This window comes from Bacillus sp. FSL K6-3431 (genome assembly GCF_038002605.1).
GTDB lineage: Bacteria > Bacillota > Bacilli > Bacillales > Bacillaceae_C > Lederbergia.
This window is the reverse complement of the sequence record NZ_JBBOCT010000001.1, coordinates 3,882,831-3,900,855: the sequence shown is the minus strand read 5'-3', so window position 1 is coordinate 3,900,855 and position 18,025 is coordinate 3,882,831. Positions and strand designations below refer to the sequence as shown.

The following is an 18,025-nucleotide window of genomic DNA, read 5'->3' as shown; positions in this document are numbered from 1 at the left end:
ATTGGCACCTATGAAGTCATTTAAATGTTACGCTTAAAGTATCTAACACTTCATTAAGATTGAATATACATCATCATAGGAAGTCATTCACATTGAGCATGTTTGACTCGGGTATCCCTATATACTAAGTTACCTCCGTTTATGAAAATCCCGCTCTACCATGAAATTCTCTCACCATACTTCTCTAACATTGATTTATTATGCTCGTCTCCACCTTCGATATTTGCACTTAGAAATATTGGTGGCCGAAGTCCGTTTTCCGCCATCTGTACGATCACCTCAGCAAATATGGCATGGATGGTTGTTGCACCAATCACTGTTGATGTCGGGGAAAATGGCACAGCTACTTTTTCATGGGTTAGGATTGCATCGCCGATGACAGAATGGTTATCAATAACTAGATCAACAACTTCGTGTAGAAGTTTCCCAGATGCATGGCGGGATGGCTGACTATTCGAATATTCAACGGATGTAATCCCGATTGTAAATGCTCCTTTATCCTTTGCAATGATGGCTACATCGATTGGGACCGGGTTACGACCCGATGTTGAAATAATAATCATGATATCTTTCTTTTGAATATCTTGATTTTCCATAAAGGACAAAGCATAATCGTCCCTTCTTTCTAGCTCTGATGAAAGCAGGGCCCTTTCATGAAGCATCAGCGGTTCATGAAAAATTGGTTTGATTGGAACCAGTCCACCTGCTCTATAAAAAGCTTCTTCCGCTAAAATATGAGAGTGTCCACAACCAAATAACTGAACAACCCCACCTTTTTTAATAGCTTTCACTATTTCTACCGCTGCTTTTTTCATACTCGCTTTTTCTTTTTCCAATACGATATTTAACCGTTCAGTGATCTTTGCAAAATAGGAATCTATCATGATATATGGCCCCTTTCTCCTATTGATAGATATCGAAAAAAGACCGGAAAATCCGGCCTGAATAAATTTCTCCGGCATAATTGGAGATGTGCTAGACACTTGTACTACTTCAACGTCAATTCTGGCTCAAGTTCGGCCTCAAAAATTCGTGGCCACGGAAGTTTTACGTGCACACTTTCAAGAGATGCGATGGTTTTATAGAAAGCTTTGTTTCCTCTTGATCCGATATAGACCTTTTTCCCATTAAAATATTGATACCAATTTTCTGTTTCACTTGTTAATTTGTCGACCACGAAATCATTCACTGGTTCATATTTATCGCCTAAATCCCACTCACTAGCTCCAATGTCTATAATAAATTCTCTTGCAGCTGGATGAACGATATTTTTATATCCCTGGTCCTTGGCAAATCTGTGTAGTAAAAATTCATAATGTGACTTTGCGGCTTGTTCATATACAGGAACACCGAAACCAGATGTTTGCTCGATAAAAGCAAAGCGTGAAGCAGCATGACCTACTGTTATTCCCAGTGCATTTCCAGCAGTGTTCCAACCACTATATGAAAGTAGTTTTGTTATATCGACTCTATCAGCAAGTTCCGTAACAAACGCTTCATCCGCTTTATTTACAATCAGTACATCTCCTATCGCAACTTGCTTACCTGCTACAGTTAAATCACCTATTCTTTTCACAAAGTTATTGATATCCTGACTTCTAGCTTCCGCACGTTCAGATGGGGTATTTAGCAAAAGATGGATATCCACATTCTGTTCATCCTCAACTATGATTCCACCAGATGCTACAATATGTTTCCTAACGTTATAATCAAATGTAGTATCTTCAAATGGGGCAATCCAGTCCTTTCCATCGATTCCCCCGTATTCAATAAAGAAAGACGGTGAGCTACCGAAAAGGTCATTAACAAAACGAGAAACTAACACTACATCAACTTCATCTGCTCCAGGAAACACAGCTACTTTTTCTTCCACATCAAGCGCATTCACTTTTTCAAGTAGCAACTCTCTTTCCGCTCGATGTAATCCATAAGGAGCAGCATCATCCTGGGATAATATTAAGTAGTCAATATATCCTTGATCTGCCCAGTCTATCATTCGTTTATTAATCGTATGATTTCTGTCCCGAGCATTTTTGTAATCCTCTAGTACCGAAATAGGAATGATAGATTCCAATTCAGCTAGTCTTTCCTTCCCAGGCATATCCAAGTTCACTACTTTATCGTATAAAATAGCCCACTCGCTGATCAATGTATAGTATTTTGCGTACTCTTCATTGATGGCCGTAACAGCTAATCTTTGAATAGTATCATACACATATACAGGTTTATCAGGGTACATAGCTTTCAGTTCCTTGATAACTTGAATATCAACTGTCGCATCCTCTAACGACTTGGTCCCTGTTCTCGAAGCAACCAATCCTCCATACGCTAGCATACTGGTAGAAATGACAAACCCATCCGCTTTCTTACCATTATCTAATAACCATTGACTTATCTTTTCACCATCACCGGGATTAGTAAAATGTCCTATTATTTCCTTCGGTGGAGTTATTACCTCAATCCCAGCGGATTCCCCTACTTGCTGTGGAAAATATATATTAGCAGGTCGATCGTCTAGAGGAACCATGAGAATTGTAGCTAATGGTTTCTTTTTCTGTGCTGCCTTCACATTACCTATTGAACTACTAAGTAAAAAGACTCCCAAACTTACGAAAAAAGCCTTTTTCAAAAGTGCCATTCTAGATTCTCCTCCACCCTAAAGTTTAAGATTCACTGCCGCTTATAAAACTACCCCACGCTCCACTAAATAACTTTTAAGTTTTACAATATCTAAGTCTCTTGGCGCCACTCCAGCTTTTATCGACAAAGCCGCGGCAGTTCCTGCTGCTTGCCCTGTAGCCATACAGCTTGGTGTTAATCTTGTTGTCGCCAATGCTTCATGAGTCGTCGAGATGCATCTTCCACCCATTAGCAAATTATCAATCACTTTCGGAACAAGGCATCGATATGGAATACCATAGCTTCCATCGCCCTCGATGTCATTGGCCTGCACACCTTTCCCAGTTGGATCGTGAATATCAATCGGATAGCCGCTTAGCGCAATCGTATCCTCATATTTCTTTCCATTTACTGCATCATCCAAAGTAAGTGCATATAGACCATCGATTCTCCGCGTTTCTCTAATACCGATTTGTGAGCCTACTGCGGAGATCGATGCTTTTTCAAAACCAGGAATTTTCGTTTGCAGGAATTCAGCGATTATTAACATCTGCTTTCTACCTTCTTTTTCTCCTGCAGATAGGTCGAACACATTCGTTCCATCCAATCCTTGGACTCTGGTGCAATTAACCAATACTTCGTCGTCCTCAGGTCCAGCAAAAAATAAAATTTGGTCGCGATTGATTGCGATACCCGATTCATTCCATTCCTTGTAGAATCCTTGCACGCCAGTTAGTGGCAACTCATCCAATTCAGCAATAGGTGTCTTCCGATAAAAGTTACCAGGATTGGCTTTCATCTCTTCCTTAATTCTCTGTAAGTTGACGCCCCTCATTCTAAACTTCATCGTCATTGGTTGTGTTTGATGATCACTGTCTCTCCCTTGTAAACAAGGTGCACCTGATAGATAAGCTACATCAGCATCACCGGACGTATCTACAAATTGTTTGGCAGATACACGGATTGGTCCAGACTTTGTTGTAAGATTAACCGAGGTAATTTTATTCCCATCTACCTCCACCTTATCTACGAAACTATGAACCAATACATCCGCTCCTGCCTCTTCCAGCATGTCTAACGCTACCATCTTATATTTTTCAGGATGATACGGTGTAACTGTATACGTAAATCCTACTGTATCCCGCAAATGCCCTGGGGAACCATCAATGGCCATCAATCGATCAACAACTTCCTGCGCAATCCCTTTGATGACATGATTTCCAGAGTTAGTGTGAAAAGTCATCCACGGATAAACAAGCGCAACCGTCGACATCCCACCTAAAAATCCATATCTTTCTACAAGCAATGTCTTTGCACCGGCTCTTCCTGATGCTATAGCTGCATTAATTCCAGCTGGCCCACCGCCGACAACGACGACATCATAGTCAAGATCTCTTTTCAAAATAAACACGTCCTTTTCATAATATTACCTTCATTAGGAGCTTACTTTCCTCCTGTCATCGCAACACCTTCGATAAACTGCTTCTGTGCAAAGAAAAACACAATTAATAATGGAACAGTTGCCATGACAGAAGCACTCATTAATAATTCCCATCTCGTTCCTACTTCATCTGTAAACAATGCCAATGCTACTGGCAATGTCATGAGTTCCTTCGAATTGATGTAAATAAGCGGTTCGTAAAATTCATTCCAGCTTGTTAAAAATGTAAAAATAGTTAATGTAGCTACTGCTGGTTTTGCAAGAGGGAGCATGATGTTCCAAAAGATGCGGAAATAGGAGCACCCGTCCAATTTCGCCGCCTCCTCCAATTCCTTTGGCACAAGTAAGAAAAACTGCCTCATTACAAATACGCCAAACACACCTGCTGGACCTAAAATTGGAATGACAATCAACGGTATATGTGTATTAATAAATCCCAAATCTCTCATGAACAAAAATAACGGTATGGTAATTACTTCAACTGGAATCATCATTGTGCTTAATAAACAAAGGAACATAAAAGAGCTTCCGCGAAATTGCAGCTTAGCAAATGCATATCCCGCAAGAGAACCTAAGAATATCGTTCCAATTGTCACTAAAACAGCAATATAGATACTATTAAAATAAAACAAATGAAATGGAGTAGATTTTAACACCTCTACATAATTTTCCCATCTAAATGGACTGGGAATGAACTGAAAGCTAAAGATTTTAGTCGAATCCTTAAAGGATGTATTAATCATCCATATGAAAGGCACGATCATGATAAGCGATACAGCTGTTAAAATGCCATAAAATGAGATACGAGAAAGCATGCCGCCTGTCAATTTATTGTTCATGGAAAACCCACCTTTTTCTGGCCCACCATTGGATCAGTGTAAAGACTAAAATAATTACAAATAAGATAATGGCGATAGCAGATGCGTAGCCAAACTCATATAGCTTGAACGCATTTTCCCAAATATAATAAACCAATACTTTTGTGTGATTACCTGGCCCACCATTCGTCATCACATATATTTGCCCGAACACCTTCATCGATCCAATGACTGTCAATATGATTGTTAAAAATATCGTTGGCGTAATCATCGGCATCGTAATATGCCAGAAACGTCTCCATTTACTAGCCCCATCCAAATAGGATGCTTCATACAAATTTTTATCCACCTGCTGTAGCGCAGCCAAAAACAAAATCATATTTAATCCAACATTTTTAAGCGCACTGACAAAAATAACCGCCCCCATCGCAAGTTTTGGATTGTATAACCATGCAGGTCCTTCAATGCCAACTACACCTAATATTTGATTAATAAATCCTTCATCTGTTCCAAACATATACTTCCAAATAATCGACCAGACGACGATCGAAGTCATCACAGGAATAAAAATTGCTGTTCGAAAAATACCCATCCCTGGTAGATTTCTTTGTAATAGCATCGCCAACCAAAGGGCTAGAATGATATTAACGGGGACAAGACCAGCTGAAAAAAGAAACGTATTTTTCAAAACGATAAAAAACTCAGGATCTTTTATTAATTGTTGATAATTTGCTGTTCCTATAAAATTCGGATCGCCAAGTAACTGCCAGTCAGTCAAACTCATATAAATGGAATACACCAATGGAAATAGCATGACGAGCAGGAACCCTACCATCATCGGACTAACAAAAAGATACCCATAAAATGATTCACTTCCTATAAATTTACGCCTTTTTTTCACATTCGCTTTTAACGGAAGAGGTCTATCTGCATTCACTTTAGCTTCCAACCATACCGCCTCCTTTACAACTTATCCAATTCATTTTTAAAAGAAGCAACTGCTCTTTCGATACTTTCTTCTGTCTGACCAATAACGACTGCCCCCAACATTACTGCCTTCACACCCGCTTTATAAAGAGGTGCCATATCTGAAGGCAAAAGCAGACGTTGAGATGGTACCATGACAGGAACATCTGTGTTTTGTACAATATAGTGATAGGCAAGAATATCCTTAAAGGTCAGTGGACTCCCATATTCATGCGCTTGAATGATCGAGGCTTCAATTGCTGCTATACCAAGTTCATGCATACTTCCTAGAGATTCTATGGAATAATCACCGGTAATCGCAAAAGTTTTCTCGTATTTATCTAATTGCAGCATCCAAGTTGGCATATGATGGGCATAAATGGAAAAGTAATTAAACCCTAACTCTGATAGCTTTTCTAATTCACTTTGTTTAATAGCCTCAAAAGAACCGCCTGGAACAATGCCTAATGGTCCTGAAAACTGTTCGCGAATGTCGCGAAATGGCTCTACATACGCTTCTGTAGAAGCAAAATTATTTCCCGAAGCCCAATGATCAACATTCACATGCATTTTAATCGCATCGGCTCCAGCTCGCATGGCAGCATTAGCCAATGCAGGTTCATTTCTCGGAATACTAACGATCAAGGACATTTTATTCTTTGCTAATAACTTTTCTAAAGACATACTCAACATTTCTCACCTCTAATTAAGGAGAGACGATTATGATCATAACCGTCTCCCTTCTAAATCACTTCATTAACGGCGTAATTTTTTCTTCCATCTCTTTCAAAATTTCTTCTGGTTCTTTCAGTTCACCAAATAATTCATCGAAACCAAATTGAACTGCATTATCGATCTTCTGCCAGTTTTTATGTCCAGTTTGTAAACGGGCATTATCCATTTCGTCTAATACCGCTTTTTGTATACTTTCTTTTGGCGGGTTATTTGGTTGATTAATAAATTCATCCGACCCTAGCACGGACTCACGTGGTGGTACAAAATATGTCGATGTGGCTGTGATTCCTTCTTGGCTCGTAAAGAATTTTAACAGCTCTTTTGCTTCCTCTGGATGTTTTGAGCCTTTAAAGATCGAATATCCAGCTTGGCCTAACATAGGAAATCTACCTTCCGTCCCCTCAGGTAGTGGAGCAATATCAAATGTGAAATCTCCAATTTCGCGCGCACGAGAAACATAGCTATATACATCGAAGAACATACCAATTTTCCCTGATTCAAAACTTACTTGCTCCCCTGCCTTAGGATGAGATTTGTCCGTAAACATCATCCGGTCAAGCATTTTTAATGACTCTACTCCTTGAGGACTATTCCATGTAAACTTCGTTTGATCCTCATTAAATAAATCTCCACCATTACCCCATGTATGAGATAAAAGTGCAATCCAAGTATTCCAGTCACGGAAGAAATTCGCTCCATATACCCCTTGTGCTGATATCGCCTTTGCAGATTTTTCAAACTGCTCCCAATTCCATGTACCATCTGCTAAATGCTCGTTAGGCGTTTTCTCACCAGTATTCACAAACAAATCTTCGTTATAAAATAGCACCATTGGTGGCGTTGAAAATGGAATGCCATATAAGTGACTATCCCTTTCAAATAACTCTAGTGTCGATGGAAAAAAATCATCCATGTCATATTCCTTGTCATCCTTAAAGGATGTAACATCTTCCAAAATGTCATTATCCATAAACTGCGGAACCATACGCTCAGCTACCCAACCTACATCAGGTAGCTCCTTTCCAGCAGCTAAAACGGTGATCTTTTGCTGATAGTCTGGAAATGGAATAGTTTCCATTTTCACCTTAATATTCGGATGCTCTACATTAAACTTTTTGATGAGATCGTTGTACACCTCTTGGTGGGCTTCATTCCCCCACATCATAAAAGTCAATTCCACATCCTTATCTTTTTTAGACGACTCTTTGTTATCTCCTGCACTGCCCCCTGCATCTTTACTGCATGCAGTCGTAAAAATCAATAACATAATAGCGAGCATCATTAGCCATCGCTTTTTCATATATTAACCCCTCCCTTTGTTCAAATTGTATAATGATATCGCTTTCTAAAATATCCTCTAGGCAGAAGAAAAAGTTCGTTAAACATATATTTAAATTGCGTGTTCAAAAAGGTGCCAAATTAGAAACAAGAAGTTCGAGACGCGAAGGTTTTGAGGATCACAGCGTATGCTTTTAATACGTGAGAACCGGAAAAACCGAGCAACGAAGAAATTCGCCGTTTATCATTTGGTGACTTTTTGAACATCCTCTTAAAGAACTTTAGGTTAAATTACGAAATTGAATCGGTGTCTTACCAACCTTTTGTTTAAAAATAGTCATAAAATGCTTTGGGCTTTTATAACCTGACAAATTAGCAACCTCGTACACTTTTAACTGCGTATCCCGCAATAGATCTTTGGCACGATTCAAACGCTGTTCTGTCATATATTCGGTAAAAGACTGATCAAGCTCTGACTTAAATAATTGTCCAATATATTGTGGATGCAAATCTACATAATCAGCAAGATGATGTAAGGTTATTTCCTTACTTAAGTGCTCTTGAATATACTGAAGTATTTTCTGGAAGTGCCTTGATGTGTCTATACTTTCTACTTCTGTCGTCTTAAAAATTTTCGAAATAACCTCTGATAATTCAGTCCGATTTACTGGTTTAAGCAAGTATTCTGAGATGCCCTGCCTCATTGCTGATCTTGCATATTCAAAATCACTGTAGCCACTTAAAATAATGATCGGAATATCTTTGGATACTTGTCTCACTTTCGCAGTGAAAGCTAGTCCATCCATCCCACCCATGCGGATATCTGTAATGATCAAATGGGGCAACTGCTGTCTTATATAGAGTAATCCTTCTTCCCCACTCTTCGCTTCTATTACTTGAAATCCACCGAGAACATCTTCCAAAAGCACCTTTAACCCCTGTCTAATAATCATCTCATCTTCAACAACTAATACTTCTTTCAACATGACGCTTCCCCCTGTCGATTAGTAGGAAATCTCAATGTAGCAGTGAACCCTTTCCCTTCTTCACTATAAAGTTCGATGCCATATGACTCACCATATAAAAATCTTATTCTTTCATTAATATTTACTAGAGCAATGCCATGATGGTTCTCAGTACGGGTTATATTTTTCACATATAAAGATTGCTTGAGCTCAGCCAATTTATCCTCGTCCATACCATTTCCATCATCAGAAACAATTACATTCATCTCTGGACCAACCTCTTTCACCTGGAGATAAATCTTCCCAACTTGTCCTGACAGACCATGCATAATTGCATTTTCAATCAATGGCTGTAAAGTTATTTTTGGCAGCTGAACATGAAGCAGGTGAGGTTCAATATCTTCTTGGTATTGCAGATTGTCCCCCATTCGCATTTGTTGAATCATCACATAAGAACGAATAAACATAAGTTCATCCTGTAAAGAAACAATTTTTGCTGAGTGGTCAATCGTATAGCGAAGCAATTTTCCTAAGGAAGTTACCATATCAGATACATCCAAATTCCCTTTCGTAATCGCAAGCATATTAATAGATTCCAACGTATTATAAAGAAAATGCGGATTCATTTGACTTTGAAGTGCTCTAATCTCCGCATCCTTCTCACGCAATCCTGTCTCATATACTTCCGTTACCAGTCTTTCAATATCATCTACCATATAATTAAACCCCTGGCTTAACTGGCCGATTTCATCATGTTGATAACTTTCCACCCGCTTCGATAAATTACCTTTTCGCACCTCGGCCATTGCTTTTTGTAGTGTATGAATAGAACGAACCAATGGCTTCGATAAAATAAAACCTAAAATGAAAGAGACGAGAATTCCGCACAACACCACTAATAAAAGTAAAACTCGCAATTGATTCACTTCACTTAAAATCGTATCAAATGGTGTAAGCATAATTACTTTCGCTCCAGAGTAATCAGACACGTTGTGAACCATCATATATGACTTACCATCCATATCCGTCTTTAAGTACTGATAATCCTGCTGAGTTTCTAATTGCGGAATAACAAAGCGAAGCATCCCTGCTTGGTCATTTTTCGGGTAAATAAGCTCGTTCTTTTCGTCTAAAATATAGATATTATTCTCCTCACCAATAAACTCTTCAAACAGCTCCTGTTTTAAATCTAATTTAATCATGCCAAGATGCTTATTTGTTGATGGTTCCCTAATCAATCTCGCTACCGAAAATACTTCTGTTTCTTTATTTAAATAATAGTCTGGTTTATGAAGGGGTAGCAGTACCCATTCACCATCCGCTTTTTTAATCTGTGAAACCCAGCTATTACTTATATTGAGTATCTTTAACCAGACAGTATTCGAATCTAAATTAGTAAAGATCGTCCCATCATTAGCCATAATATGAATACCTTTAATTTCATTCCGTGAATGAATAAGACTAGACATATACCTCCACATTTCAATCCGCTCATTAGCAGGTGGAAAGGATGCTGTAGAGATTGGTGTCTCATGTCCTTTTAAAATATTCAATATATTCTGATCGTACAGAGGTGACAAAGAAATAATCTGCATCTCTTTTAAATATCGGTCAAAATTGTGTTGAATCTGCTCCACTAGCTGGACTTGATAATCCTTCGCTTCCCGTTGACTAGCCCCAGCAAAATGAAAGTAGGTAATCCCACCAAGAATAAGCGCTGTCAGAACAATAAGCAACGAGAAAACAAGGATTAACTTAAAGCGGTATGGCAGGGACAGAAGCTTCGTGTATAAAGTTTGTATTTTCATAGAGATCCCTTTCTGATCTTACTTTTATTGTTTAGCATTATTTTATCATCGAAAGTAGTCAAAGGGGAATGACGATAATTCGTCCCTAATAGCCTTGATAAATGTACAAAAAGAAAAAGCATGTTTTGAAAAAAATGGATCAAAACACGCTTAATATATTCAATTGGATATTCCTTTATAAAAAAGTTTGATTATTTCTGTGATCGCCTTTTTCTTGAAGATCATTTTAAGTCATTGGAATTTAACTAACAGGGGTAACCTTGAGGCAAAGCTTTCCTAGATAGTGATTATCTAGTTTTAAGTGTGCCTCACGACAATCTTCAAGTGAAAAGGACCGATCAATATTCACTGTTATATGGCTTGAATTAATGTAGTGATTGAGTCTTTGTAATATCTCATAATCAGGATCTCCATTATATCCAAATGATTTGATACCTGTTCGTGCCTGTGGTTCTGGGTATACTCCATTAGGGAAGGCAATCCGACCACCTTCACGAACACACTCAATCGCTATATGAGCAAGTTCGCCACCAGCAGTGATCAGTGCAGCATCAAAACCTTCTGGTGCAAATGAATGAGCTGCTAATGAAAGATCAACTTCGCGACCGTCTACCACAGCATCAATACCAAGTCCCTTAACCATAGTGACCCCATCTTCACCAGAGGCTATGGCAAAAACACGAGCCCCCATACTTTTTGCTAATTGCACGGCCAAGTGTCCTACTCCGCCGCTAGCACCGAAGATCATTACAGATTCATCTGGTTTAAGTTTCAACACATCCTCAAGTCCGCGCAATGCTGTTATACCAACTCCAGAAATCGCGCTAGCCTCTTGAATTGTTAAACTGTTAGATAAATGAGATACATAGTTAAAATTTAGAGCAACATATTCTGCATAGAAACCGCCTTTTGGATTGAGAAATCCTGCACCGTACACTTTATCCCCGATGTCATACCCACTTACTTCCTCGCCAATAGCAACAACTGTACCGGCGCCTTCAGAACCCAATACATAAGGAAACATAGGCTCTAAGCCGAGCATTTCCGAGTATCCGCCTTTTCGTTCGAAGATATCCCATTCCCCTAAACCTGCATATTCAACTCGTATAAGCACATCATTAGGTTCTATAATAGGGACAGGGATATTTTGTAGCACAAGCTCATCAATGTCCCCAAATCTCTCAAGTACGACAGCCTTCATTTTACCTTCATCCATTAATTATTTCCCCCTTTGTACAATATGCCTTAATTATACACGAACACTAGTTCCTGTAAAGTGACTATAATCTTTTTTCACCAGTGAATTGTGAATCACTTTCAGCGAAAAAAATGTTCAGTATTACATCATAGGAAAATGAATATCCGATGATGTGATCTATGGTCGGCAGCCCGTAATCCCACCAAGAATAAGCGCTGTCAAAACTATAAGCAACGAGAAAACGAGGATTAGCTTAAAGCGGTATGGTAGAGACAGGAGCTTCGTGTATAAAGTTTGTATTTTCATAGAGATCCCTTTCTGATTTTAAGAAAATGTTCAAGAAGTCCGGTAAAAATGGCTGGCGAATTTCGCTGCTGCTTGCTACTTTGCTCCTCACATATAGAAAAGGATCTTCTATTAAGACCGCTCTCACGTCCTGAAGTCAGCACATCCTATGCAAGTGCTGCGCTGCTCAACGGCTACGGCTTTTCGACGGACAGGAAGTCCTAGTGCCAACGCTGCCACGGGACGTGGCGGGATAGCGTCCCGAAAATGCGGATTTACAACGTTAAGGTAGAAATCCTTGTATCAATAGAGTTACTCTATTGATACTTAACTGATTTTGCTTCAAATAAGGTTTATAAGTGTCTCGTATAACTTGTCTCAAAATCCTTATCGTTGTTAAGTTATTCATTATTAATGATATAAACAACTTAACGTTGAAAATCCGCAAATTCCTGATGCTATCCCAGTTAGAGGATAAGGGGATTTGTGGTTAGAATATGTCTTGTTTTTAGATTTGAATTAACACTTCAGGTATAGTGCATGAAATTATGAGATATTTGTTCGCCGTATTTACACTAGTTGAACTAGGTTGATTTATACTAAACTTAATTGTATTGATGGAAAATTCCTTTGAGATAATGAAATAGAAAATGTATTAATGTGAAAAGGAGAATATTTATGAAACAAGGCAGAATTATTATAATTACTGGTTCACCAGGGACTGGTAAAAGTACAACGGCATCTATTGTTGCTAAAGAATCTAATTTATCAAAATCGGTACATATGCACACGGATGATTTTTATCACTATATTCAAAAGGGGGCAATACCTCCGTTTTTATCGGAATCACAAGAACAAAACTTAATTGTTATTGAAGCTTTTTTGGAAGCTGCAAAACGTTTTGCACGTGGTGGGTACGATGTGATTATAGATGGAATTGTTGGTCCTTGGTTCTTAAAGCCGTGGTTAAACGTTGTACAAGATAATTATGAAGTACATTACATTATCTTAAGAGCGACTAAAGAAGAAACAATGAAACGAGCAATCAATCGCACCAAATTAGACGAAGATGCCAACATTGAATTGGTAGAAAAAATGTGGGAGCAATTTAACAATTTGGGTATCTATGAATCCAATATTATTGACACAACAAATCAATCTACCGAAGAAAGTGTTTCAACAATAAAAGCTGTGATTGAAAAAAAATCTTCTATACTCACGATATGATGTGATACAAAAACGGCATAGCTGATTAAAAAAGCATGGTCGTTTTTGTGTTATCCTGTTTCATCAATTGGTTGTTATGATTTACCTTTTTATAAGGGAAATCGTCAGGAAAATGCGGATTTACAACGTTAAGGAATTTTCAATATTAAAAAAGCCTAATTTCTCTGCATTTAATTGAGAAATTAGGCTTTTTTCTTCACTTCATTTTTTGGCTTTTGATGAAATGTAGACTTATTTTTTGTTATATACTCTGACATTTTCCTCCGAAATAATTACTAATGATTATTTATCAGTTTGGATTAAGCGACAATAAGCGTTTTAGATTGTCATCTATAAATTTATTATCTACACTGTTGATTCCGCGACCGGCAAAATGACCCCAGATCGATTCGATAGGATTAAAAACAGCATTAGGTATAAGCTTAGCCTCGTATTCGTTATCGTCCGCAGTGCAGAAGAGATCTGTACTCCCTGGCATGACGCAGGCTAGCGCTTTAATGTTTTTAAGCGTCTCATCGAAATCTCCATTATAGACAGGATTTGCACTAATATCCGCATTTTGACCTGTCCATAACATGGCGAGGACATTGTGCGGATCCATCTTCATAAAGCTATCTTCCCAAACACCAGCCACGAAATCTTCTAATGAGTCAAATCCCATATCACGATAAAGCTCCTCTCTGTAATAGGCCTGTGATAGGCCCCATCCCGCATAAACACGGGCAACGGTGCGCATGTCTGCAGATGTCAACTGGTTTAATTTACTTGAATTGAAGCCAATTGCAGCCATGAGCGCAGCTTTCATTCCGTCAAGGACCACATACGTTTGCGGCCAAGTCTTTGCACCTCCGCAGAAAGGTGCAATTCGTTCCACCATGTCGGGGTAAATTCCCCCCCATTGGAATGATTGAATGCCTCCCATTGACCATCCAACTACGAGTGCAATCTTTTGAATGCCGAATTTTTCGGTCACCAGCCGATATTGGAATTTAACGTTGTCATAGATGGTTACTTGCGGAAAATTAGCCCTGTCAAATGGAGGAGATGTGTTACTAGGAGACGAAGATAATCCATTTCCTAGCAGATTTGGAATAATAATGAAATATTTCTGCGGATCTAGTGCCCTGCCGTTTCCAATCAACCATTCATTCTGAACATGTTGGTCACCAAAAGCTGTTGGATAGACGATAACATTATCTTTCTTTTCATTCAATTTTCCATAAGTCTTATAAGCAAGAAAAGCGCTCGGTAACGCCACTCCTGATTGCAAGGTTACTTCTCCTAAATCAAATATTTCATAATCCATAGTTAGTGTCTCTCCCTTCAAAATGAAACACAAACATTAAGAATGTATTTCTTGTACTTAGTATAGACCTATGGTACTCTCAAAAAAAGTGAATAAAATTCAAAACTGTATTCAATAATATTGAAAGTAAAAGGGGGAGGTGTGATGGAATTGCGCCAACTGAATACATTCCGCACGGTTGCTTCAACTTTAAATTTCAGTCGGGCTGCGGAAGTGCTAAACTACGTCCCTTCCAACGTCACGATGCAAATAAAAGCATTGGAGGAAGAGCTTGGTGTTCGTCTCTTTGACAGATTGGGCAAACAACTCATGCTCACAACTGCGGGTAAGCGCTTTTTACCTCATGTCCAAAGTGTTCTAGACAAATTGGACGAAGCTCGCAGTGCCGTTCATGATAATGAAAATCTAAGCGGTACCCTAACGATAAGTGCCAACGAGGTTCTTTGCGCCTATCGGCTTCCAGTTGTCTTCCAGCTATTTCGTTCGCGCTATCCAGGAGTTCGTCTCATCTTCCGCTCTGTTCCAAATCAGGAACTCAAGCAAACGCTCTTTGAGGGAACCGCGGATGTCGTCTTTATGCTGGACGAAACCATTCTCTCAACGAGGCTTACAGTGGAACCGTTACTAGAAGAAACTTTCCGCTTTTTCGTCGCTCCAGATCATCCTCTCGCGAAACTAACTGTACTACAGCTGGAAGATTTTCACGGAGAAGTGTTCCTGGTCAATGAAAAAGGTTGTACCTATCGAACCATGTTTGACCGGTCATTTGAGAAAAAGGGCATTGATGATATTACTTATTTAGAGTTTCAAAATGCCGAAGCCATTAAACAATGTGCAATTACGAGAATCGGCATTGCCTTTCTTCCGGAAATAACAGTGGAAGCCGAAGTTGAACGGGGTGAACTTGTTGCTCTTCCATGGCAAATTCCGGACTTGCACGTATATACACATATGGCATGGCATAAAGACAAATGGCTTTCACCAATCATATTATCTTTCATAGAAGCAGCAAGAGAAGTTATAGCTATAGAGGAGGTGAATAAAACGGTTTAGCCTATTCAGCGATATTTTCCTAACTTCTGTTGGTAATCTAATTGGTACTTTCTTTTAGTAAATTTAATATTTGCATACAATAGTAAGGCATCTTGGTGTGATAAATAAGGTGCCTTACTTATGCTTTCTTTAAATAATGAGGTATTTTTTGCAGTTTTATTTTAATAAAAGATGCTAACACCCATTCACTAAGGTTTTGCGAGAGTCTCACTTAAACTATATTAGAGCGTTACTTTAAGTGCAAAACTTCATAACCTCATCAATTTTCTTTAAAGTATTACTCAATTAAATGGCCCTTATATATAGTATCGATTTAAAAAATGTTGAAGGAATGCACCTTTTATCGTTGTTTACATGTATTCGTAGGTACGGGACTTAAGAACTTGAATTAAGCCCTCTTTGGGTAACAATAGATCCTGTTATTAATCAGTCTCTTCATCAGGCAACTAGTCTATCTTTCATCCATACCGCGCTTTCGCTTACTAGCCTTGAAGTTTAGTGTGGAAGGAGTACACTTCCACACTAAACTTCAAGGTCGTATCTTTCCCCTGTTAGACATATCTATTTCCATATCTTTGAATACGTTGAATACTATAAAAAATACCTCTATTTAATGTGTTAGCAAAGATAGAAATTCGGTCATTTTTGTATTATTACTTTCGTTGAATACGGTAGAAACTCATACTACATATAATGGCCCTTTAGTTGAACAAGATCTTCCAGCATACATACATGAATACGTTATACAAACCTAGTTAACATAAAGTTTCTTATAGGTACTGAAAAGAGGATCTTTCGGTTGAAGATCCTTTTAGCTGTTTGTTTAATTAAAGCGCCCGATTATGGAAGATACTCTGATGTAATCTAATTGTTACCTGTTATTGTTTTTTCTCTTCATGGTTTCCCTTATGAAAAGGATTATAAATACAATGTATAAACAAATAGAAATTACACTAAACCAAGACCAATGGAGCAAAAAGTTATTTATGGTGTCTAATACTAATAAAACTATAAATGCATGTATAACCAATTTTTGATTCTTGCTTTGACTGCTAGCTTTTTCAAAAAATAAGCCCATTATTACTCACCTCGATTTCTTCCCCTTACAAAAGGTCAATTTCCAAGCATGTTTTTAAGTAAAACCTTCATAATTCCATCTAAACTTTAACATAAATGTCCAATTCCTTTTAAACTGTTGTTCAAGAATGCTGGCTCGTTAGTTGAACAAGATCTCCAAGTATCACATGAATACTCTATACAAATCTAGTTAACATAATTGCATGTTATGGGCATTAAAAAAGGATCTTCTTTTGAAGATCCTTTTATCTGTTTGATCAATTAAAGCGCCGGTTAATGGAATAACTAGAATATAGACTCAGCCTTAAAATTAATTAATACACTTCTTCTATATCTCGAAAGATTAAAATCCCTGGAAATCTCCAAATATAGGTTGTAATAATGAATTAATAAGTGTAAGTTTATCAAAATACAGAGTAATTCCCATAACTATCATAATTCCCCCGCCAAATTTCATTACAGTACCACTGTATTTTTTTAACCAAGTAAATTTAGTAATGAAAAATGCCATTAAAAGAAAAGGAATACTAAAACCTAAAACATAAGCTGCCATATACCATAGACCCTGTGATGGGTTTGCACCTACCAGCGCTAATGTAGCTGCTAAAATTGGACCCATACAAGGTGTCCAACCTACTGCAAAAGCTAATCCAATCACTACTGAACCTAAATAACCAGCTGGTTTATTTTGAATATGTAGTTTATGCTCCTTCATCAAAAATTTTAGTTGGAGTAGCCCAATAGTAATCAATCCAAAGGCGACCATTAAAATAGCACCAATTTGTCGAATTAAATCCCCATATCGAAAATACCAATTCTCTAATAAAGTCGCACTTCCTGCTGTTCCGAAACCAAGCACTAAATAAATTATTGAAAATCCAAACAAAAAGAAAAATGTATGAAAAATTGCTTTGCGTTGTCCTTTTAATTCACCATTTTGTATTTCTGCTACACTCATTCCCGTAATATACGATAAAAATGCAGGATAAAGAGGAAATACACAAGGCGATATAAAAGTTAATGCACCTGCACTGAATGCAAGTAAATTAGAAATGTCCGTCATCAACAATCCCTCCATATAATTGGGAATTTTTGTAACCTCAGTATAACATACCTTCTTGTTTCACTAATGAAGGTGTTCTTCATAAATGGCCCTTTAGCTGAACAAGGTTTTTAAGGAAGACATGAATACGTTATACAAATCTAGTTGAAATAAAGTTTCTTATCGGCATTAAAAAGGGATCTTTAA

The 18,025-nt window shown here is 38.1% G+C and carries 14 protein-coding genes; 2 read left to right on the top strand and 12 right to left on the bottom strand.

The window, feature by feature from the left end; all coding sequences use genetic code 11:
* Positions 1 to 155: 155 nt before the first annotated feature.
* The 10 genes from MHB53_RS18870 to MHB53_RS18825 form a co-directional block, all read right to left on the bottom strand.
* Positions 156 to 884, bottom strand: a complete 729-nt coding sequence (locus MHB53_RS18870) for an SIS domain-containing protein (protein ID WP_340921290.1) — start codon at positions 882 to 884, stop codon at positions 156 to 158.
* A gap of 104 nt (positions 885 to 988) precedes the next feature.
* Positions 989 to 2,638 (bottom strand): DUF4127 family protein, encoded by a 1,650-nt coding sequence (locus MHB53_RS18865; RefSeq protein WP_340921287.1) that lies wholly within the window; start codon positions 2,636 to 2,638, stop codon positions 989 to 991.
* A 42-nt stretch (positions 2,639 to 2,680) separates the two neighbouring features.
* The gene (locus MHB53_RS18860; protein ID WP_340921285.1) at positions 2,681 to 4,021 is read right to left on the bottom strand and encodes an FAD-dependent oxidoreductase; all 1,341 of its coding nucleotides are present in this window, start codon (positions 4,019 to 4,021) and stop codon (positions 2,681 to 2,683) included.
* 41 nt (positions 4,022 to 4,062) lie between these two features.
* Complete coding sequence (locus MHB53_RS18855) at positions 4,063 to 4,899, bottom strand: carbohydrate ABC transporter permease (protein WP_340921283.1); 837 nt, start codon at positions 4,897 to 4,899, stop codon at positions 4,063 to 4,065.
* Positions 4,889 to 5,827 carry a carbohydrate ABC transporter permease gene (locus tag MHB53_RS18850; protein ID WP_445661455.1) on the bottom strand — a complete coding sequence of 313 codons (939 nt, stop codon included), beginning with the start codon at positions 5,825 to 5,827 and terminating at the stop codon, positions 4,889 to 4,891. Before MHB53_RS18850 ends, MHB53_RS18855 begins: the two co-directional genes overlap by 11 nt.
* A gap of 14 nt (positions 5,828 to 5,841) precedes the next feature.
* A complete protein-coding gene (locus MHB53_RS18845) occupies positions 5,842 to 6,537 on the bottom strand; it encodes a hypothetical protein (RefSeq protein ID WP_340921281.1) in 696 nt (231 codons plus the stop codon).
* 55 nt (positions 6,538 to 6,592) lie between these two features.
* Positions 6,593 to 7,879, bottom strand: a complete 1,287-nt coding sequence (locus MHB53_RS18840; RefSeq protein WP_340921279.1) for an ABC transporter substrate-binding protein — start codon at positions 7,877 to 7,879, stop codon at positions 6,593 to 6,595.
* Positions 7,880 to 8,138: 259 nt separating this feature from the next.
* Positions 8,139 to 8,843, bottom strand: coding sequence for a response regulator transcription factor (locus MHB53_RS18835; protein WP_340921277.1), 705 nt, complete (start codon positions 8,841 to 8,843; stop codon positions 8,139 to 8,141).
* Positions 8,837 to 10,630: a sensor histidine kinase gene (locus MHB53_RS18830; RefSeq protein ID WP_340921275.1), complete on the bottom strand. Its 1,794-nt coding sequence runs from the start codon at positions 10,628 to 10,630 to the stop codon at positions 8,837 to 8,839. The genes MHB53_RS18835 and MHB53_RS18830 overlap by 7 nt, the downstream gene beginning before the upstream one ends.
* A 241-nt stretch (positions 10,631 to 10,871) precedes the next feature.
* Entirely contained in the window at positions 10,872 to 11,846 is a 975-nt protein-coding gene (locus MHB53_RS18825) for a quinone oxidoreductase family protein (protein WP_340921272.1), read from the bottom strand.
* A 945-nt stretch (positions 11,847 to 12,791) separates the two neighbouring features.
* On the opposite strand from MHB53_RS18825, the gene MHB53_RS18820 reads away from it, so the two are divergent.
* Positions 12,792 to 13,340: an AAA family ATPase gene (locus MHB53_RS18820; RefSeq protein WP_340921270.1), complete on the top strand. Its 549-nt coding sequence runs from the start codon at positions 12,792 to 12,794 to the stop codon at positions 13,338 to 13,340.
* Positions 13,341 to 13,629: 289 nt separating this feature from the next.
* On the opposite strand, the gene MHB53_RS18815 is transcribed toward MHB53_RS18820, so the two are convergent.
* Positions 13,630 to 14,646, bottom strand: coding sequence for an alpha/beta fold hydrolase (locus MHB53_RS18815; RefSeq protein WP_340921269.1), 1,017 nt, complete (start codon positions 14,644 to 14,646; stop codon positions 13,630 to 13,632).
* A gap of 144 nt (positions 14,647 to 14,790) precedes the next feature.
* On the opposite strand from MHB53_RS18815, the gene MHB53_RS18810 reads away from it, so the two are divergent.
* Positions 14,791 to 15,699 (top strand): LysR family transcriptional regulator, encoded by a 909-nt coding sequence (locus MHB53_RS18810; RefSeq protein ID WP_340921268.1) that lies wholly within the window; start codon positions 14,791 to 14,793, stop codon positions 15,697 to 15,699.
* A gap of 1,420 nt (positions 15,700 to 17,119) precedes the next feature.
* Here MHB53_RS18810 and MHB53_RS18805 read toward each other — a convergent pair.
* A complete protein-coding gene (locus MHB53_RS18805) occupies positions 17,120 to 17,839 on the bottom strand; it encodes a cytochrome c biogenesis CcdA family protein (protein WP_340921267.1) in 720 nt (239 codons plus the stop codon).
* Positions 17,840 to 18,025 lie beyond the last annotated feature (186 nt).